The organism is Kitasatospora sp. NPDC030952 (genome assembly GCF_055571335.1).
In genome coordinates this window covers 85,047-102,982 of sequence record NZ_JBVIFM010000012.1, presented here as the reverse complement: position 1 = coordinate 102,982, position 17,936 = coordinate 85,047, and the positions used below count along the sequence as shown (strand labels likewise).

Annotated in this window: 15 protein-coding genes and 2 CRISPR repeat arrays; of the genes, 8 read left to right on the top strand and 7 right to left on the bottom strand. The window is 71.7% G+C overall.

Annotation, left to right across the window (positions count from 1 at the left end):
• Window positions 1-36 precede the first annotated feature (36 nt).
• Window positions 37-1,161 carry a HesA/MoeB/ThiF family protein gene (locus tag ACZ47G_RS21720; RefSeq protein ID WP_465744971.1) on the top strand — a complete coding sequence of 375 codons (1,125 nt, stop codon included), beginning with the start codon at window positions 37-39 and terminating at the stop codon, window positions 1,159-1,161.
• A 100-nt stretch (window positions 1,162-1,261) separates the two neighbouring features.
• Complete coding sequence (locus ACZ47G_RS21715) at window positions 1,262-2,122, top strand: hypothetical protein (RefSeq protein ID WP_465744969.1); 861 nt, start codon at window positions 1,262-1,264, stop codon at window positions 2,120-2,122.
• A 220-nt stretch (window positions 2,123-2,342) separates the two neighbouring features.
• Here ACZ47G_RS21715 and ACZ47G_RS21710 read toward each other — a convergent pair whose 3' ends face one another.
• Together ACZ47G_RS21710 and ACZ47G_RS21705 are read right to left on the bottom strand one after the other, a co-directional pair.
• Window positions 2,343-3,506: an ATP-binding protein gene (locus ACZ47G_RS21710; RefSeq protein WP_465744967.1), complete on the bottom strand. Its 1,164-nt coding sequence runs from the start codon at window positions 3,504-3,506 to the stop codon at window positions 2,343-2,345.
• Window positions 3,507-3,846: 340 nt separating this feature from the next.
• The gene (locus ACZ47G_RS21705) at window positions 3,847-4,578 is read right to left on the bottom strand and encodes a hypothetical protein (protein WP_465744965.1); all 732 of its coding nucleotides are present in this window, start codon (window positions 4,576-4,578) and stop codon (window positions 3,847-3,849) included.
• A 1,104-nt stretch (window positions 4,579-5,682) separates the two neighbouring features.
• Between ACZ47G_RS21705 and ACZ47G_RS21700 the strand changes: the two genes are divergently transcribed.
• Together ACZ47G_RS21700 and ACZ47G_RS21695 are read left to right on the top strand one after the other, a co-directional pair.
• The gene (locus ACZ47G_RS21700) at window positions 5,683-6,168 is read left to right on the top strand and encodes a DUF2690 domain-containing protein (protein ID WP_465744963.1); all 486 of its coding nucleotides are present in this window, start codon (window positions 5,683-5,685) and stop codon (window positions 6,166-6,168) included.
• A 38-nt stretch (window positions 6,169-6,206) separates the two neighbouring features.
• Entirely contained in the window at window positions 6,207-6,992 is a 786-nt protein-coding gene (locus ACZ47G_RS21695) for a PIG-L family deacetylase (protein ID WP_465744961.1), read from the top strand.
• Between the two features lie 496 nt (window positions 6,993-7,488).
• Window positions 7,489-9,111: direct repeats of the CRISPR family, unit length 29 nt; unit sequence CGGGCGACCCCCGCGGGTGCGGGGAGGAC.
• Window positions 9,112-9,351: 240 nt separating this feature from the next.
• Here ACZ47G_RS21695 and ACZ47G_RS21690 read toward each other — a convergent pair.
• Window positions 9,352-10,224 carry an aldo/keto reductase family oxidoreductase gene (locus ACZ47G_RS21690; protein WP_465744959.1) on the bottom strand — a complete coding sequence of 291 codons (873 nt, stop codon included), beginning with the start codon at window positions 10,222-10,224 and terminating at the stop codon, window positions 9,352-9,354.
• A 141-nt stretch (window positions 10,225-10,365) separates the two neighbouring features.
• Here ACZ47G_RS21690 and ACZ47G_RS21685 point away from each other — a divergent pair, with 141 nt between their 5' ends.
• Window positions 10,366-10,803 carry a winged helix-turn-helix transcriptional regulator gene (locus ACZ47G_RS21685; RefSeq protein WP_465745191.1) on the top strand — a complete coding sequence of 146 codons (438 nt, stop codon included), beginning with the start codon at window positions 10,366-10,368 and terminating at the stop codon, window positions 10,801-10,803.
• Between the two features lie 248 nt (window positions 10,804-11,051).
• Here the strand turns inward: ACZ47G_RS21685 and ACZ47G_RS21680 are convergent, their stop codons facing one another.
• Both ACZ47G_RS21680 and ACZ47G_RS21675 read right to left on the bottom strand, forming a co-directional pair.
• Window positions 11,052-11,411: a hypothetical protein gene (locus ACZ47G_RS21680; protein WP_465744957.1), complete on the bottom strand. Its 360-nt coding sequence runs from the start codon at window positions 11,409-11,411 to the stop codon at window positions 11,052-11,054.
• Between the two features lie 417 nt (window positions 11,412-11,828).
• Window positions 11,829-12,764 carry a CAP domain-containing protein gene (locus ACZ47G_RS21675; protein WP_465744955.1) on the bottom strand — a complete coding sequence of 312 codons (936 nt, stop codon included), beginning with the start codon at window positions 12,762-12,764 and terminating at the stop codon, window positions 11,829-11,831.
• Between the two features lie 400 nt (window positions 12,765-13,164).
• Here ACZ47G_RS21675 and ACZ47G_RS21670 point away from each other — a divergent pair, with 400 nt between their 5' ends.
• The 3 genes from ACZ47G_RS21670 to ACZ47G_RS21660 all read left to right on the top strand — a co-directional run bounded on the left by ACZ47G_RS21670 (window position 13,165) and on the right by ACZ47G_RS21660 (window position 16,205).
• Complete coding sequence (locus tag ACZ47G_RS21670) at window positions 13,165-14,322, top strand: methyltransferase domain-containing protein (protein ID WP_465744953.1); 1,158 nt, start codon at window positions 13,165-13,167, stop codon at window positions 14,320-14,322.
• 148 nt (window positions 14,323-14,470) lie between these two features.
• A complete protein-coding gene (locus tag ACZ47G_RS21665; protein ID WP_465744951.1) occupies window positions 14,471-15,358 on the top strand; it encodes a helix-turn-helix domain-containing protein in 888 nt (295 codons plus the stop codon).
• The gene (locus ACZ47G_RS21660; RefSeq protein ID WP_465744949.1) at window positions 15,345-16,205 is read left to right on the top strand and encodes an oxidoreductase; all 861 of its coding nucleotides are present in this window, start codon (window positions 15,345-15,347) and stop codon (window positions 16,203-16,205) included. The genes ACZ47G_RS21665 and ACZ47G_RS21660 overlap by 14 nt, the downstream gene beginning before the upstream one ends.
• A 92-nt stretch (window positions 16,206-16,297) precedes the next feature.
• A CRISPR array of direct repeats spans window positions 16,298-16,570; the repeat unit is 29 nt; unit sequence CGGCTGACCCCCGCGGGTGCGGGGAGAAC.
• Window positions 16,571-17,152: 582 nt separating this feature from the next.
• Here ACZ47G_RS21660 and ACZ47G_RS21655 read toward each other — a convergent pair.
• Window positions 17,153-17,446: a DUF6087 family protein gene (locus ACZ47G_RS21655; protein WP_465744947.1), complete on the bottom strand. Its 294-nt coding sequence runs from the start codon at window positions 17,444-17,446 to the stop codon at window positions 17,153-17,155.
• 81 nt (window positions 17,447-17,527) lie between these two features.
• Entirely contained in the window at window positions 17,528-17,932 is a 405-nt protein-coding gene (locus tag ACZ47G_RS21650) for a hypothetical protein (protein ID WP_465744945.1), read from the bottom strand.
• Between the last annotated feature and the right edge of the window lie 4 nt (window positions 17,933-17,936).

Genomic DNA, 17,936 nt, shown 5'->3' with positions numbered 1-17,936 from the left:
TGCCCCGTCCCTGCCCTTCGCCCCCGAGGAACCCCGGTGAACCCCCGTCTGCGCACCGAACACCAACCCAGCATCCGGCCGGACGGCGACCTCCAGATCGGATCGCTGCCCGGCATCGCGAGCATCCTGCCCGACCCCGGCGGCTGGCGCTGGACACTCCTGCAACTCCTGGACGGCACCCTGACGACGGACCAGGTCGTCGCCACCATCGCCACGGAGCACCCGCACGCACCGGCCGCCGAGGTCATGAGCCTGCTCACCGGCCTGGCCCGGTACGGACATCTCCAGCACGCCACCCCCGGCCCGCCAGCCGACACGGACCCCACCACCGTCCGACGCCACCTCCGAGACGTCGAGTACTGGAACATGGTCGACCTTCGGCCCGACCGCAACGGCTGGGACGTCCAGCGGCTCCTGGCCCGGGCCGTGGTGACCGTCGTCGGCATCGGCGGCACCGGTACGGCGGCCGCGGCCGCGCTGGCCGGCGCCGGAATCGGCCGCCTGGTCCTCGTCGACCACGACAGCGTCGAGGAGTCCAACCTCAACCGGCAACTCCTCTACACCACCTCCGACATCGGCCGCCCCAAGACCGACGCCGCCCGGGACCGGCTCAAGGAACGCCACCCCGGCCTCGACCTCGTCACGATCCCCGAACGGATCACCCACCGACCCCAGTTCGTCCGGCTGATGCGCGAGAGCGACCTGCTCGTCCTCGCCGCCGACCAGCCCGACGGCCTGCGCCGCACCGCCAACCGCGCCTCCCTCGACACCGGGTGCGCCTGGATCGACCCCGGCTACCACGGCCCCGTCATCAGCACCACCCTCTATACACCCGGCACCGGCGACAGCCCGTGCTGGGAGTGCCTGCGCCACCACGACGCCCTCGCCTACGGCCTGCCCGGCATCGACACCGACGTCCCCGCCGCAGCACTGCCCCGCACCGTCGGACACCCCGTCACCCCGGTCACCGCCGGCCTGGCCGGGACCTTCGCCGCCCACGCCGCGCTCACCCACCTCACCGGCACCCGCGAGTTCCAACCCGCCACGGTCCACCGCCACAGCCTGATCGCCCCCATCGGCCGACCGCTCACCCCCGTCACCCACCCCCGTAACCCCGACTGCCCTGCCTGCTCACACCACCACCAGCCGGCGAGCACCTGATGACCACCCGCCGACCGGTCACCTGACCCGCCGCATCCGCTACCGCCCTACGCCTACGGGCCCGGGGCCACACCACTACCCGACCCATCGAGAGACCACGATGTTCACGATCCACAACGACGCCGACACCCCCGCCGACGACCAGAAGCGCTACGAACGCCTGCTGGAGTCCGCCATCCCCCTGGCCGCCGACCTCTCCCAGCTGCCGCTGCCCGAGCGCATCACCGTACGGATAGCCACCGCCGAGCAGTTCGTCGCCGGGCAGACCGCGCACAACCGCCTGCTGACGAGCCGGGCGGTCGACTCCCTCGAGCTGGGCTCGATCAAGACCAAGCTGCTCAAGGCGACGGCCAGGGCGGCCCAGGCCAAGGGCCAGTCGATGGCGGCCAAGTTCGCGCCGATGGTGCAGGGCGCGATCATCTGGAGCCCCGAAGGCCCGGCCCTGGTGCTCATGCCCGCCTCCCACGCCCAGTCCCGGGCCACCGACCGGTTGCTGACCTGCGTCCTGGCCCACGAGATCACCCACCTCGCTCAGTTCGAGCTGAACCCCGCCCTCGCCTACGCCTACCCCCGCTGGAGCCTCAAGGACAACGACGCCCGCCTGCCCCACGACGACCAGCACGCTCCGATGGCCGTGATCGAGGGCCACGCGGCCTGGGTCCAGTCCAGGGCCTCCGAGAGGCTCTGCGGGGTCGCCACCCGCAAGCCCCTCCCCGACGAGCCCGAGCCGACCGACCTGTTCACCCGGCTCACCTCCGAGTTCCCCCTGGCCGGCGCCTACGACCTCGGCGAACAGTTCATCGCCGCCGTCCACACCTACGGCGGGCACGTGCTGGTCGAGCGCCTCCTTGCCGAGGAGGCGCTCCTGCCGACCAACCGCGGACTCCGCGACCCGACGGCCTGGCTGAACCGCCTCCAGGGGGAGGAGGAGCCCGGCCGCGCCGCTGAACTGCGGCGCTGACCGTCCCCCGTTCGGCCGGAACGACCAGGGGCAGTCGGGCGGACGCCCGCCCGACTGCCCCTATGGGTGTGCGGTCAGTGCCCAGCAGGCCGGTGTACTGGCGGAGAGGCAGCGTCCCGACCCTGGGTCATTCCGTCGAGGTCCTGGTCGAGCGCCATGTCCTGCCGACGCCCTGCCGGGCCCCGTTCCCCGGACGACCGGCAGGGCGGTCCGTCACCGGTCAGCCCCTGCGGGCGGCCTGCTTGATCCGGTCGATGACGGCCGCGGCCTGCTCCGGGTGCCCCTCCAGCCACCTGCCGAGGTGCTCCCGGACGGCCTGTTCGACGCAGCTGCGTACGGCGGCATTCCCCAGAACATCGCGCGTTGAGCCCTCGAACTCGGGTTGGTCCAGCTTCACCGACACGACCGCCGTCAAGCCCGCGCCGATCCGGTCGGCGTCAAGGTCGGGGTCGGTGGCTGTCAGCAGCCGCTTGCCCCGTGCGTAGGCGGTGACTGCGGCCGCCACCCCGTCGCGGAAGCCGCGCTCGTGGGTGCCGCCGATGGTGGGCCGGCTGTTGGCGAAGCTTCGGATCCGCTCCTCACTGGAGTCACGCCAGCGGAAGGCCGACTCCACCGTCCCCGCCATCCGCGGGTCCTCGTGTTCGAAGCCGATGGCGTCAGGATGAACGGCCGCCTCCTGCTGTTCGTCGAGGAAGGCGACGAAGTCCCGCGCCCCGCCCGGGAATCGGAACCGCGCCGACCGGGACTCGCCCGGACGGCGCTCGTCGGACAGATGGATCTCCAAGGGCCGGTTCAGGAAGGTCAGTTCCCTGAAACGCTCGGCCAGGCCGTCGAACGAGTACTCCGCGGTGCCGAAGATGTCGTCGTCGGGCCAGAAGGTGATGGTGGTCCCGCTTCCGGTTGCCGTTCCCGCCCTGGCGAGAGGGGTGACGGCCACGCCGCGCGCGTATTCCTGGACCCAGCGGGTTCCCCCGCGCCGCACTTCGGCCGTCATCCGGCCAGACAGGGCATTGACGACGGAGGGCCCCACACGGCAGAAGCCGAGCGTCACGTCGTGGCGGTTGCCGGGCCCGGCCCCAGTCTGCATGCGGGTCAGTAGGGCTTCGAGGCTGGGAACGCCGGTGCCCATCGCCTCGTCGACGCGAATGCCCCGCCCGTCGTCGGCGACGCACACGCCGCCGTCGGACGTGAGAGTGATGTCGACCCGGCTGGCGTGGCCGGCCAGGACTTCGTTCACGGCCTGGTCGGCGACCTCGAACACCAGGTGGCTCAGGCCGCGTTCACCTGTCGAGCCGATGTACATCCCGGGCCGCTTCCGAACGGCTTCCCACCCCTCCAGTACCTGGATCCGGCTGGCGTCGTACGCGTTGGTTCCCTCACTCACGATGTCCCCTCCCAAGTGTGCCCAACCGAGTTCCCCAGCCTAGGCGAATCCAGAGAAAACACCAGGTCAGGCCACGTTTGCCGAGGGCGTGGACGGCTGTGTGAGCTCCTGTCCCGGAGGCGCCCGATCCCCGGTCGCGAACTGCCGCCGGAGCGCTGCTACGGGCCCGGCGAAGCCGCGTACGGCACGGTTCCGGACGGCCCCGAGGTCCCTGATTTCGTCAGTTTGCGCGTCGGCCTGGGGTGCTCGCTCTCTCGGCGAGCGGCGAGGTGGTCCGCCCAGCTGTCCTGGGCACGGGTGCGGGGAGGACAGGACACGCGGTGCCAACGGCGGTGGCAGGTCAGGCGCCTGTAGTCGGCTCCGCACCGGTGAGTTCCATCCACCGGCTCACCTCGTCGGCGTGGCTGCCTGAGGCTGTCGCCTTCGCGACGGCTGCGGCGGCCTCGGGCGTCGGCTCACCGGTGCGGAAGAGCAGGGCGAGTGGCCAGGACGGAGTGCCCGGCTGCCCGCCGTCGAACGCGTGCCAGGACCAGGGGGTGTCGAACGTCCACGCGCGCCCGTCGCGGTCGACGACCTCGTCGCCGGTTTCCAGGAACGCGAACGGGCGGAAGAGCAGTTCGAGTCGGAGCGGCACGCCGCCGACCGGGTCGATCTGGTAGCCCTGCTCTTCGAGCCTGGCGTCGTAGGACTCGCCCTGCCGCAGGACGTCGAGGTAAGTCGCAGGTCGTGGCAGCCAGCCCGTCTCCAGGGGCGGATCGAAACGGTGGACCGCCAGGACGTGCACCACGGTCGCGGGAATCCCCACCAGGCACCTGTCGCCGGCCTTCAGCGTGTCCAAGGCCGGCACCGTCCGGAAGTACTCGCTCTTCCAGCCGTGGTCCGCCGGCGTCGGAAGCGCCACATCGCCGTTCCACTCGATCCCGTCCGCCGCAGGGTCGATCTCCCACCATGGCCAGCGCACCGAGACGTGGTACGGGGAGACCCCGGTGACCACGGCCTCGGCAAACGGACAGCTCATCCGCAATACGTCGCCCGAACGGTAGCCCTCGGCTTCGAAGGTCTGGTTGCTCATGTGTCTCACGTTGTCCGCGGGCCTCGGCACGGTCAAGAGCTCCGGAAAGTGATCCCGTGTCCGCGGAAGTCCACAGTGAGGGCGGCGCAAGCACGAGACGGGCCTTGTCCGAGGCGGCCGAACCACCCTGCGCCTGACCGGCTGACGGGCCGGTGCGACTGCGCGCGCCGTACCGGCCCTTCCCCTACGTTCGCAGGATGAGCGAGCGGCCCACCGTCATCCGTCCTCCCGAAACCCTGCTGGACGAGCCCGGGAAGCGGCTGTCCCACGGGGGCATCCTCGACACGCCGCCAGGGCTGTTCACCGTCCTGGTCTTCGAGTACCCCAGCGCCCCGGCCCGTGCCGAGGCGACGCCGGCGTGGACTGTCTACCTGACCGAGCCCGGCATCCGGCACGCCGTGCTCGCGCTTCCCCGGGCCATGCCAGCCCCGGACCACAGCGTCCACTTCATCGCCTGCAGCTTCGGGCCCGTGCCCGACCCCGCCCGCCTCGTGCTCGTCGTCCAGCACCGCCACCTCCCGCGGCCACGGCACGTCGACCTGCGCGCCCGCCCGGCCGTCGAACCCGGGGCCGTGACCTGGCTCGCCGCCCCGGACTCCCTGGGAGGGACCCGGGGTGAACCCGCCCGCTCTGGCACTGCGGCCTCATCCGAACCCCCGAGCTGGCCTTCACCCACCTCGAGGCCGGCGCCAGCACCGCCACCGCGCTCACGAGGCCGGAGTGGGAGCTCTCACCACACCGCGGCGAAGCCCACCCGAGACCGCTGGCCGCCGACTTCACCCCCTCCCGGCTCCTCCATGGCACCTCGACCGGCAGCGACCTGTTCTCCACCTACGACGCGATCTTCGCGGCACCGGAAGCCACCACCCCTTTCACCTGGACCTGCCCGCCCCTCGCACTGTCCGCGACACAGCAAGCCCACCGATGAGCGGACGCCGCCTCCCCAGCGGCGGCACCGCAGCCCGCGAGCACGGGGAGACCGATGCTGCCGCCCGCGGCATCACGCGTCGCCGTGCCCCAGTGCGTCGGCTGAGGGTGTCCCCTTTCGGGTGAACGCCCGAAGTCCCGTGCTCGCACACGGCGGTGCCGGCTGTACTCACATGAGTGACGAGCGGCCTCCGCCGGGGCTGCCGACGGAAAGGAGGGACAGTGCGCGTATCACGTGGGGCCTTTGCCCTGGTTCTCGCAGCCGCCACAGTGCTGGCGCCGACTCTGCTGTCGCCCACCGCGGCGGTGGCCGCGACGACCTGCCACGGCAATGCCTGCGACGGCCAGAGCCCGAAGGCGACCGGCTGCGCGGCGGACGCGCAGACGATTCCCGACACTGCGGTCCCCCCGGGACACCACCAGGCTGTGCATGCGTGGCTGCGCTACTCCAAGAAGTGCCACTCCGTCTGGGCGCAGGCCGACAAGTCGAACGGCTGGGGCTTCCGACTGCAGACCGACAAGGTCTCCTACGACGGGACGACCGTCATGTCCGGCCCGACCTACACCGCCATGGCCAGCGCGGACCGGCGACACCGAGTCGGCCTCCAGGACGCTGGCGACGGCCAGTGGACGTACGGAGACTGGCGCAAGGGAGGCCTGTGACCACCCGCCCCGACACCCGAGTCACCCAGCACCGCCAGATGACTTCCGGTCAGAAGACAGACGGACCAGCCGGCCTGCTGGCCGTGATGGCGCATCCCGACGACGAGTCCCTGGTGGCCGGCGGCGTTCTCGCGAAGCACGCCGCCGCCGGAGCCCGGACGACGGTGGTCACCGCCACCTGGGCGCACGGGACGTACCGCGCGCGGGAGTTGGCCGAGGCGGTCCGGATCCTCGGCGCGGGCGAGCCCCGCCTGCTCGGGTGGGCCGACCACCGCGTCCCCGACTCCGCGCCCGGGCGGCCGCGGCTGTGCGACGCGCCGCTGGACGAAGTCGTCGGACAACTCGTCAGGATCCTGCGCGAGGTGCGGCCTCAGGTCGTCGTCACGCACGACGCCCACGGCGGGCTGACCGGACACCCCGATCACGTCCACACCCACCGCGTCACCCTGCTCGCCGTCCAGGCCGCCGCACTCCGGCACTCCTACCCCGATGCCGGGGAACCCTGGCAGCCCCACGCCCTCTACTGCGCGACCCACCCGGACTCCGCCCTCGCCGATCTGGGCCCGCTGCTGACCCGGGTGGGCAAGTCCGTCCTCAGCGTTCCCGACGAGCACGTCACCGCGACCGTCGACGTCCGTCCCTGGCTGACACAGAAATGGTCCGCGGTGCTCGCCCACGCCAGCCAGCTCGATACGGACCGCCCGCTCCCCAGCCTCCTGTCCCGCCTGAGCGCCGACGCCCGAGACCGGATCCTCGCCACCGAGTACTACACCCGCATCCCCGTCCAGCCCATGCCGGGAACCCAGCACGAGCTGACACCCTGACCGGGCCCGACGCTCCGCCATGAGCAGGCGGTGCGAGGAGGACGGACCTGAGACAGGGCGGTGCCGGCGCCCGGCTAACCCCCGCGGGTGCGGGGAGGACCGGGCACGCGGTCGGGCCGGTGGCGACCCACAACGGGTGACCCCCGCAGGTGCGGGGAGGACGGAGCCACTCTGCATACGCAGCCATCTGCGCTCGGGTGACCCCCGCAGGTGCGGGGAGGACGAGATGATGTCCGAGAGCGCCTGCACGCTGTCCGGGTGACCCCCGCAGGTGCGGGGAGTACCGCACCTACATGATGGCGGCGGCCCTGGACGGCGGGTGACCCCCCGCGGGTGCGGGGAGGACCTCGGGGCCGACGACGGCCACCAGGGCGAGGGCGGGTGACCCCCGCGGGTGCGGGGAGGACGCCCGGAGAACGGCCTGTGTGGTGTCCTCGGCCGGGTGACCCCCGCGGATGCGGGGACAGAAGGGTAGACACTGGCCGAACCCCAAGCCACGGGTGACCCCCGCGGGTGCGGGGAGGACCCGAACCAGCGGGAGTTGCCGTACCGCTTCGGCGGGTGACCCCCGCGGGTGCGGGGAGGACTACGCCGCCAGCCTGGCCACGGACGACACCGGGTGGCCCCCGCAGGTGCGGGGAGGACAGCAGCATCCACCACGTCACCACCATGTTCAACGGGTGGCCCCCGCGGGTGCGGGGAGGACGGCGCTCTTCGAACGGTGGGTGAGGCCGGACCCGCCGGCCAACGGGTGACCCCCGCAGGCGCGGGGAGGACCGCGACCTGGGCAGTTCCCACGCGCAGGCGGACGGGTGACCCCCGCAGGTGCAGGGAGGACAGACCGGGGACCGGGTCTCAGGTGCGAGGAGTCGGGTGACTCCCGCGGGTGTGGGGAGGACCGCCGCAGCCGCCAGTGGCTGGAGCAGGCCGGCGGGTGACTCCCGCGGGTGCGGGGAGGACGCGATCTGGGAGGGGGCCACCTCGACGGGGACCGGGTGACCCCCGCGGGTGCGGGGAGGACTTTCATGATCGGAATCGACCACACCTCATGCACGGGCGACCCCCGCGGGTGCGGGGAGGACACCGCCGCGCCCTGGGCGGTGAGGTGCCAGGCCGGGCGACCCCCGCGGGTGCGGGGAGGACACCGCCGCGCCCTGGGCGGTGAGGTGCCAGGCCGGGCGACCCCCGCGGGTGCGGGGAGGACGACGACGAAACCGGCGACGACGACTGCGACTGCGGGCGACCCCCGCGGGTGCGGGGAGGACTACCAGTCCTACATCGCCTTCCGCATCGCCACCGGGCGACCCCCGCGGGTGCGGGGAGGACGCCAACACCAGCGTCACCGCGTCGAGCCGGATCGGGCGACCCCCGCGGGTGCGGGGAGGACCCCCGTCCGGCGGGACGATCGCGTGGGCCCACCGGGCGACCCCCGCGGGTGCGGGGAGGACCCGATCGCGGCCGGCAGCGTGGACGCCGCCACCGGGCGACCCCCGCGGGTGCGGGGAGGACAGCCCCACTGGCCGTGCGGCGATCTCGGGGATCGGGCGACCCCCGCGGGTGCGGGGAGGACAGCCCCTCGGCGGAGAGGCCTGAGGAGATCGCCGGGCGCCCCCCGCGGGTGCGGGGAGGACAGGGCCACGGCGACGTCAAGGTCCTCCCCGTCCGGGCGACCCCCGCGGGTGCGGGGAGGACGGCCAGTCGCAGCAAGGGGCGACAGTGGAGGGCGGGCGACCCCCGCGGGTGCGGGGAGGACGGTCCACAAGACGGTGCGCGCCTGCATGGCTGCGGGCGACCCCCGCGGGTGCGGGGAGGACAGGCGCGCGGTCGCCGGTAGCCATGAGGCCGGCGGGCGACCCCCGCGGGTGCGGGGAGGACTGCCACACGGCTGCCGTTACTGGACCCAGGCGCGGGCGACCCCCGCGGGTGCGGGGAGGACTGGCTCTCGGTAGCGTGATCGGCACCTGCCATCGGGCGACCCCCGCGGGTGCGGGGAGGACTGGCTCTCGGTAGCGTGATCGGCACCTGCCATCGGGCGACCCCCGCGGGTGCGGGGAGGACTGGCCGCGGGCCCGCTCGGTGTACTCCAGCGCCGGGCGACCCCCGCGGGTGCGGGGAGGACCCTTTGCGACCTGCGACGACGAAGCGGCTTTGCTATTTCTTGACTGTTGGTCTGAGGGGTGCCGTGTGATGGCGATGGCGCTGACGATAGGTCTGTTGAGGAGTCAAGGAGCGATGGACATGGTGCCATGAGAGCGCGGCTCGCTCTTCAGTGTCCGGCCGAGCGTGATGATCTCGCTCAATGCGCTTGGGACGCCCTGGCTGACCGACTCGATCAACTTCACCATCAGCTCTGGGGCATTCAGCGGCTGATGTCGTCCAGCTCGGTCAAGTCCTCATGGGAGAGGGAGAGTCCCGCGCCGGCGATGTTCTCGCGCAGGTGTGCCGTCGATGACGTGCCGGGGATGAGCAGGATGTTCGGTGATCGCTGCAGCAGCCAGGCCAGTGCGACGGACATCGGTGTCGCCTCCAACCGAGCGGCGACCGCCGAGAGCGCCGAGGACTGAAGCGGGGTAAAGCCCCCGAGGGGGAAGAAGGGCACGTACGCGACGCCGTCAGTGGCGAGCCGGTCAATGAGCTTGTCGTCGTGGCGGTGGGCGAGGTTGTACATGTTCTGCACGCACACGATCGGCGCGATGCTCTGTGCCTCGGTGACCTGCTCCTCGGTGGCGTTGCTGACCCCGAGGTGGCGGATCAGGCCCTGCCGCTGGAGTTCGACGAGCGTCTCGAATGCCTCGGCGAGCGAGCCGGGCTGGGGACCTTCGGCGTTGCCGAGTCGGAGGTTGACCAGGTCGAGTACGTCGAGCCGGAGGGAGTTGAGGTTGTCGTGGACCTGGCGGCGCAGATCTTCGGGTCGCCGGGCCGTAGGCCAGCCACCCTGTTCGTCGCGGGTCGCGCCCACCTTGGTCACGATGTGCAGCGACTCGGGATAGGGGTGCAGTGCCTCGCGGATCAACTCGTTGGTGACGCGCGGCCCGTAGGCGTCGCTGGTGTCGATGTGGGTGATGCCGAGGTCGACCGCTTCACGCAGAACGGCCAGGGCACCCTCGCGATCGGCGGGCGGCCCCATGACCCACGGGCCGGCCAGTTGCATGGCGCCGTAGCCGAACCGGGTGGCGGTCAGGTCACCCAGAGTCCAGGTGCCGCCGGGAAGAGAGAGGGAGGGTGTGCTCATCTTTGTTGCCTTTCGTCGTGCACTTGGGGGTGGCGCCTGCTGCCTCCCTGCATCAGCATTGGAGAGGAACTTCCTGTTGGGAAGTAGGCACTTTGGAGTGCGTAACCCACCCATTGGTGAGAGGTGCGATCAGTGACGACGATGAAGGCGGCCCGGAAGAGGGCTCAGGCCAAGGTGGAGTACGACGCGTTCCTGGCAGGGTGCCCCAGCCGGCAGCTGCTCGACCGAATCTCGAACAAGTGGGTCGTCCTGATCCTGTGTGCGCTGGGCGGCGAAAACAGCGCTGGCCAGCCCGGTGCGGCACACGCAGACGCTCCGAAGCCGATGCGTTACTCCGAGATCTCTCGTCTTCTGGCCGGGGTCAGCCAGAAGATGCTGACCCAGACGCTACGGTCGCTGGAGCACGATGGTCTTCTCACCCGTACCGTGACGCCAACCGTCCCTGTCACCGTCTCCTACGAGCTGACCGACCTCGGCCTCTCGCTCCACCAGATGACGCGCGGGCTCAGAAAGTGGGCGCAGACGCACATGGCCGAGGTCCTCGCAAACCGCGAGAACTGCGACTCTCGCACCTCCTGACGACCCATCCAACCGTCCAACAGCTCTACATTCTCGGCGCTACACCCTCAACTGCGAAGAGCCCGTGATCAACCGACACCGTCCGGCGCTGCGGCGGACACCCTGGCTGGCTTCCCTTCGCCACCCGTCAGGACGGCAACTTCCTGGCCGTGGACACCGCCCCAGCCCGCGAGGGCCGGCCCGGTCAAGTCATCCAGATGGGCCGAGACCACGACCACCGCCCGGAGTACGTCGCGGGCTCGGTGACCTCACTGCTCGGCCGCTGCCTGGACTTGCTGGAGGAAGGCGCCTACGAGGTGGAGGGCGGCTCCATCCGCTTTCTGGAGCGCGCCGGTGGCTCCAGCCACAACGAGGTCGTGAACGAGATCCCGACGGAGATCCCGCCGACCCTCCAGGACATCCACATCAACAGCCTGTCCGGCGCAGTCGATTTCACCCCGCTCACCGCCGCCCCGAACCTGCGACGGCTCCACCACCACAACGGTGCGACCACCGACCTGGCCCCGGTCCGCGCCCTGCCCGTCGAGGCCCTGCGGGTCACCCTCGACGGCAACGACCTGACCCCCCTGGCCGGCCACCGCCACCTCGCCACCCTCAACCTGGGCCACGGCCGCGACCGACCTCGCACCGCTGCGCACCGTCCCGAACCTGCGCTGCCTGGACCTCTCCCGAGCCGACACGCAGGACCTCGCCGTCCTGGCCGAGCTTCACGGTCTGCGCTATCTGGCACTCACCGCACAGCAGTGGTCCGTCCTGCTGGACGAAGGCAACGCACCCCCCAACCTCGCTGCCGCGCGCCTGGTGAGCGACGACGTCAGTTTCGACGACGCCCTGGCCTGGTCGGCGCGCCTCGGAGGTATCAGCGGTGACGCGTTCCGCGTTTCCGGCACCTTCGGGTCCAGCGGCGGTTGAGTCCCTGACCTCATCACTCTCGTGGAGGGCGAGGGGCCGCTCCGGGGCCGCTCCGGGGAGGTGGAGCGGCCCCGGTGGACGTCAGCGGGTGCTGACGTCTGTGGGCGCTGAGGTCAGCGGGTGCTGAAGTCGGCGTTCCAGGAGGCCGCGCCCGTGCGGGCCAGGCCGACTTCGTTGTAGTCGCCGATCATGATCCCCAGGTGGCTCGGGGAGTTGATCCAGCCGTCGACCGCCGCGTCGATGTTCGTGGGCCCGTAGAAGGCGATCTCGCCGAAGCCCCGCCCGGTGTAACCGAGGCCCGCCGCGATGCTGCCCGAGTCGCAGAAGTGCCCGGAGACCCGGCGCTGGTCCATCTGGTCGGCATTGCACTTCGCGGCCTGGGAGAGCGTCGAGTTGAGCCGCACCGGTGCCTTGCCGTACTGGGCGCGGACGGCGTTCAGCCGGTCCAGGAAGCGCTGCTGGTCGGAGGTGACCGGGCCGGGACCGGTGCCCGGGCCGGTGCCCGACCCGACCAGGTCGAAGCGCTGGGACATGGTGCCGTCGCAGCCCTCGACGGTGACCTCCCGGTCGAGGCCGTGGTAGGTCAGGCAGCCGTTGCCGTTGGCGTTGTGGAGGTAGGTGCCGCCCTCGGCGGCGGACTCCAGGGTCCACTGCTGGTTGTCGCCCGCCCACCAGTGGATGAACTGGGTGGTCCGGCCGTCCCGGGTGTCCATCTCCAGCACGCGCTCGGTGCCGTTGACGTTGCGGGCGAAGTCGACCCGGTCGCCGGGCTTGTTGGAGATCCAGAACGAGGTGGAGGCGTCCTGGTAGCTACGGGCGACGATCCGCGAGCCCTCGCCGTCGGCGCTGGCCAGCGAGTGGTGGTTCTGGTGGTCCTGGATCGTGACCATCTGCTCGACCACGCCCGTGGTTGCGGCGTTCGCCGGCGCCGCGAGCAGCGTGGCGCCGCTCGCGGATATCGCGGAGACGGCGAGCGCCAGGGCCGCCAGCCGGGTGCGGCGGCGGGTGCCGGTGCCCGGACGGTGGGTGCGGGTGGACGGGTGGGACACGGGAGTCTCCTACGCTCGGCGGACCGCGTGCGGATGTGCAGGCGGATGCAGGGCATGACAACAGGGCCGGGTAGACAACCGGTCAACGGTGCGTCAACGCGATCGGCGCCGGGCCGCGTCAGTGGTGGGCGTGGGCGGGGTGGCAGGTTCGTGGAGAGGGGCGGATACCTCCACCGCCGCGCGCCCCTCGGAAGCGCCCACACGCCCCCTGCCGTCCGGTGCATGGCTGCGCCAGGATGGCGGGCGACTCTGTCCATCACGGCCGAAGGGGACGCGCATGGGTGACCACTCGAAGCCCGCACCGGATCCGGGGAAGGGCGATCCGCCCCCGAACAACGCGGACGGCAAGGTGGAGAAGCCGGCCGCCGGCACGGGCAAGCACAAGAAGGACTGAGCAGGGGTGAGCGACGACGACGGCTTGGCCGCCCACCGCACGGCCCTGGACTCGGAGATGGACCGGTACGGGCAGTGGCCGATCGGTGCGCCGTGGCTGCGCGAGGCCTTCGCCGCACTGCCCCGCGAGCGGTTCGCGCCGGAGCGGCTGTGGCGCTGGGACGGCTGGGCGTACGTGCCGGTCGACCGCGCGGCCGACCCGGACGGCTGGGCCGACGAGGTGTACGGCGACGTCAGTTCGGCCGCGATCACCCAGGTCACCGGCGGCATCCCGTCGTCGTCGCTGTCCGCGCCCGGCGTGGTGGCCGACATGCTGGACAGCCTGCGGTTGGAACCCGCGCACCGGGTGTGGGACGTCGGCACCGGCCAGGGCTGGACGGCGGCGCTGTCCGCCTGGCGGGCCGGTCCGGGCCGAGTGGTGTCCACCGAGGTGGACGAGGGCCTGGCCGCGTTCGCCCGCGCCCGCCTCGCCGCGGCCGGGCTGGACGTCGAGGTGGTGGTCGCCGACGGCTCCCGGGGCGGGCCGCCCGGCGGCGGCCAGGTCGACCGGCTGCACGCCACCTACGCCGTGGAGACGGTGCCGTGGTCCTGGGTCCAGGCGGTGCGGCCGGGCGGACGGATCGTCTACCCGTGGGGCCGGCTCGGGTACGTGGCCCTCACCGTCGTTGACGACGGCACCAGCGCGCGCGGCTGGGTGCACGGCCTCGCCCAGTTCATGGGCGACCGCCACGGCCCCGCCCAGCCGAGCAGCGGACCCGCCGCCCACGCGGCGGTGCGCGCGGACGCGGAGCCCCGGGTACGGCGGATGCTGGACCGGGACCCGGCAGGGCTGGCGGACTGGGGCGTGCGGTTCGCCCTGCGGGTCGCCGTCCCCGACGCCGTGATCTACAGCAACCACGGGCCGGAAGGGCTGGTCGTCCTCGTCCATGACGGTGCGCACTCCTGGGCGGAGGTCCACCCGGGAACGGCCGACCGGCCGGTGCTGCTGCAGGGCGGCCCGCGCCGGATCGGTGACGAGGTGATGACCGCCTGGGCGCAGTGGGAGGCTCTGGGCCGGCCCGACCTCTACGACTACGGCATCACCGTGACCCCCGACTCCCAGTGGGCGTGGCAGGGCAGTCCGAACGGACCGCGCTGGCCGATCGCGCAGCCGGCACAGGCCTGAATCCCCGATGGTGACAGCCACTGAGACGGGACAACCGGTGTCCCGTCTCAGATGACCTTGTCCTCGGACAGGGCTGTGACCCCCGGGCTCCCCGGGTGGGTGTGACAGGTCCAGCTTCTTCGTGCCGCCTGCCCCTACGTTGGTGGCCATGCACACGAACCGGCTGAGCGAGTTCCTGCGGGCCCGGCGCGCCCTGGTGCGTCCCGAGGACCACGACATGCCCCCAGGGCCGCGCCGCACTCCCGGTCTGCGACGCGAGGAGGTCGCCGTCCTCGCCGGGGTGAGCACCGACTACTACGTGCGGCTGGAACAGGGACGCGAACGCAATCCCTCGCCCCAGGTCCTGCGGGCGCTGGCTGCCGCACTGCTGCTGAAGGACGAGGAGGCCGCCTACCTGCGCGCGCTGGTCGATCCGCCGTACCAGCCACACCTGCCGCACCCACCGGACCCGCAGCGCCGCGGGCCCGTCCGGGAGTACGCGGGGCCGCAGTTGGTGGCCCTGCTGGACGCGTGGGCGGACACCCCGGCCCTGGTCTACGGCCGCCACCTCGACCTGCTGGCCGTCAACTCCCTCGGCGAGGCCCTCTTCTCGTGGCTCGGCAGCGAATCCAGCCTGATCACCGCGATGTTCCTCAACCCGGCCGCCCGGGACTTCTACCACGACTGGCCCCTCATCGCGCAGGGGTGCGTGGCCGCGCTGCGGGCCGCCAACCCGGCTCCGGACGACCGGCGGCTACAGGAACTGGTCGGCGAACTGTCCGTGCGCAGCCCCGACTTCGCCCGCATGTGGGCGCGCCACGAGGTACGGGCCAAGACGGCCTCCACGAAGCACTTCCGCCATCCGCTGGTCGGCGACCTCACCCTGGGCTTCGAGACCTTCTCCGTCAACAGCGCCCCCGGCCAGCACCTCGTCGCCTACCGGGCCGAACCCGGCACCGCCGCCGAGCAGTCACTGGCCCTGCTCGGCAGCCTCGCCCTCACCGATGACCTCCACGACACCCCCGCCGAAGGGCACACCCCTCATGACCTCCCCTGACCTGCCCGTCTGGTTCATCACCGGCTGCTCCTCCGGCCTGGGCCGGGCCCTGGCCACCGCCGTACTGGAACGCGGCTGGCGGGCGGTGGTCACCGCCCGCGACCCCCACGCGGTCGCCGACGTGGTCCGCGGACACGGCGACCGCGCCCTGCCGCTGCCCCTGGACGTCACCGACCCCCGACAGATCGCCACCGCGGTCACCCGCGCCGAGGCCACCTTCGGAAGGATCGACGTCCTGGTCAACAACGCCGGCTACGGCTACCTCGCCGCCATCGAGGAGGGCGAGGAGGCCGAGGTCCGCGCCCTGTTCGACACCAACGTCCACGGCCTGATCGACACCACCAAGGCCGTCCTACCGGGCATGCGCGCCCGCCGCACCGGCCACATCGTCAACGTCTCCTCCCTCGGCGGCCTGCTCGCCTTCGGCGCCACCGGCTACTACCACGCCACCAAGTTCGCCGTGGAAGGCCTCTCTGAGTCACTCGCCGCCGAAGTCGCCCCACTGGGCATCAAAGTGACGATCGTCGAACCCGCCGCCTTCCGCACCAACTGGTCCGGACCCTCCATGCGACAATCCGCCACCACCATCGACGACTACGCCCCCACCGCAGGCACCCGTCGCGCCACCACCCTCGCCACCTACGGCCACCAACCCGGCGACCCGGCACGCGCAGCCCGAGCCGTCATCGACGCCGTCACCGCCGAACACCCGCCACTGCGCCTGCTGCTGGGCAAGGCGGCCTACGACCTCGTCACCGCCAAGCTCGACGCGCTCAAGGCCGGCTTCGAGGACTGGCGGGAGGTCACGCTCAGCGCCGACTTCCCCAACCCCCAGGCCACGGACTGACGGCACCGCCACTCCGGGGCGATCCATCCTGGGGGCCGGCACGCCGCCTGTGCGGGGTACATGGACCCGTACGGGCGCCGCATCCGCTAGATCAGCTGATCCCCGCGGGTGCGGGGAGGACCTCGGCAACCGCAAAGAGCGCATCATCGAGAACGGCTGACCCCCGAGGGTGCGGGGAGAACGCCGAGGGGGACGGGCTGACGCCCACCGCCAGCGGCTGACCCCCGCGGGTGCGGGGAGAACTCCAACACCACCCGGGCCGCGGGCCGCCCCATCGGCTGACCCCCGCGGGTGCGGGGAGAACAGGTGGCGAGCGATGTCCACCAGCATCACGGACGGCTGACCCCCGCGGGTGCGGGGAGAACCCTTCGCGACCTGGGGCGATGTGGCGGCTTTGCTGTTTCTTGACTATTGGGCGAGGGGCGCCGCAAGTGTGATGGGACGGCGGTGGACTAAGACGGCAGGCCTGTTGAGGAGTCAAGGAGCGATAGGCATCGTGCCATGTGATCGACCCTGGAAGGAAAGCGATGACCCTGGTCAGACTGGGTTGATCAGCCTTTTGAAGCGGAGTCGACCGCGCGGTCGACCGAACTCGTCCCCCATGCCTCCTGTGTCGGCGCCTACGACCACGATGACCGCTTTATCGCCTCCCCGCTGACGGTGTGTGCCGCGCTGATCGAGCATCCTCTCAATGGCGGCACCTTGGCCTTGGTCAATCAGGAGTTCCAGCACCCGGAGGCGTGCGGCGGAACCGCTGTCGTGGCGTCTGGGCCTGGTGAGCGGCGCGTGCAGCATCGACGGATCAGCCCGAGCTGACCCGTGTGGGCGTCGGGTCCGTTCCGTGGCCGGAGGTGGTCGTCGGCGGCAGCCTGTTCCTCGTCCGCACTTGATCGTTCGGAGCGCAGTGAATCGCCTTGACCATCAAGACCCCAGGGCCGGTTCGTGTTTCAGGCCGGCTTTCGGTGCCTGCCGACCGACTTCTTGCGCGTCGGCGGTGGAGTTCCTTGGATCACCCCATCGCCCGGGACGCCGTGTAGGAGACGCTGAGCAGCTGCGAAGTTCTCGGCATAGCTGTCGGCCAGCCATTGGTAGCCGTCCCAGCGGAGGAGAAGCCGAGGGAGGTCCTGGTAGAGGTGGGTGGGGCTGGTCTCGTGGCCGAGGATGACGGCCTTGAGCTGGCCCACCGGGCGCAGGCGGCGGTCACGGCGTTCCGCCCACTGCGGTAGCGGTTCGTCGTCCATCCTGGTTCCTTCGCTTGGGCTGGGACCGTGTGGCCGATGCCAGACTACCGGGGCCGCCTGAGGTCGCTGTCGGCGATCACGTCAGGCTGTGCTGGCCGTGGAGTGCCGGGTGCCGTCGATCCAGTAGGTGTGAGCCTCTTCGGTGACGCGGAGCCGGACCGCGGTAGATGTCCGGGCTGCCGCGTCCTCCCAGGCCAGGAGCGCCCGCTCGATGTCGTCCCAGAGGACGACCGGTCCGCCCTGGCGGACCGTCCAGCCGTCCCCGTCGGCGATGAACCGGACGAAGGGCTCGTGGTCTGGGGCGAAGACGTACAGCAGTCGTGCGCCGTTGCCCGTCGTGGCGCGGACGAATTGTGTGCTGCGAGCGGTGAGTTGGGCGAGAACGGCCGGTATCCATTCAGTCAGGACGGTCGGTGGCACCCTGGCAGTTCGCCCGCCCTCGGCATGGGCCGTACGGGCGGACAGGTTGCCGAAGCCCGGGAACACGGCC

Excerpts from the sequence above, each read along its gene's own strand:
- ACZ47G_RS21715 (WP_465744969.1), top strand. The coding sequence starts at position 1,262 with ATGTTCACGATCCACAACGACGCCGACACCCCCGCCGACGACCAGAAG.
- ACZ47G_RS21705 (WP_465744965.1), bottom strand. The coding sequence starts at position 4,578 with ATGAGCAACCAGACCTTCGAAGCCGAGGGCTACCGTTCGGGCGACGTA.
- ACZ47G_RS21695 (WP_465744961.1), top strand. The coding sequence starts at position 6,207 with ATGACTTCCGGTCAGAAGACAGACGGACCAGCCGGCCTGCTGGCCGTG.
- ACZ47G_RS21690 (WP_465744959.1), bottom strand. The coding sequence starts at position 10,224 with ATGAGCACACCCTCCCTCTCTCTTCCCGGCGGCACCTGGACTCTGGGT.
- ACZ47G_RS21685 (WP_465745191.1), top strand. The coding sequence starts at position 10,366 with ATGAAGGCGGCCCGGAAGAGGGCTCAGGCCAAGGTGGAGTACGACGCG.
- ACZ47G_RS21665 (WP_465744951.1), top strand. The coding sequence starts at position 14,471 with ATGCACACGAACCGGCTGAGCGAGTTCCTGCGGGCCCGGCGCGCCCTG.
- ACZ47G_RS21660 (WP_465744949.1), top strand. The coding sequence starts at position 15,345 with ATGACCTCCCCTGACCTGCCCGTCTGGTTCATCACCGGCTGCTCCTCC.
- ACZ47G_RS21655 (WP_465744947.1), bottom strand. The coding sequence starts at position 17,446 with ATGGACGACGAACCGCTACCGCAGTGGGCGGAACGCCGTGACCGCCGC.